1 pseudogene is annotated in these 616 nt (G+C 47.7%); it reads left to right on the top strand.

Features of this window, described 5'->3' with window-relative positions:
- Positions 1 to 616 (top strand): annotated as a pseudogene (locus tag R7P74_RS27495) (FtsW/RodA/SpoVE family cell cycle protein); the annotation flags it as partial.

Here is a 616-nt window from a genome sequence, read left to right as displayed (position 1 = left end):
TTCTGGCTCAGCTTTCTCCACGAACGTATGAAAGCCTGGCGCCACTAATGTTTGTTGCCGGTGTAGTTTTACTATTTGGCGTACTGTTCTTTGGAGAGGCCTCGAAAGGTGCGCAACGCTGGCTCAACCTAGGCTTTGTTCGATTCCAACCGTCCGAATTACTCAAACTTGCGGTACCGTTGATGGTTGCGCGCTATATCGGCCGCCAACCATTACCACCAACATTCCGAACGCTGATTGTTGCGCTAATCATGGTGTGCTTACCAACGATTCTTATCGCGAAACAACCAGATTTGGGAACGTCGATTCTGATTGCGGCTTCAGGTATTTTCGTTATTTTCCTAGCAGGCATCAGTTGGAAGATCATCGCTGCTGCTGCCATTGCCTTGGGTGGCTTCATACCAATTTTGTGGTTCTTCTTGATGCGCGAGTACTAAAAGGTTCGCGTTCGTACTCTGTTCAATCCAGAATCAGACCCACTTGGAGCGGGTTACCACATTATCCAAAGTAAAATTGCGATTGGTTCTGGCGGTATTTCCGGTAAAGGTTGGTTGCACGGTACGCAGTCACAACTGGAATTTCTTCCTGAACGACACACTGACTTTATCTTTGCAGT

It is taken from the genome of Vibrio sp. 2033 (assembly GCF_033339735.1).
This window is presented reverse-complemented; position numbering and strand designations above follow the sequence as displayed.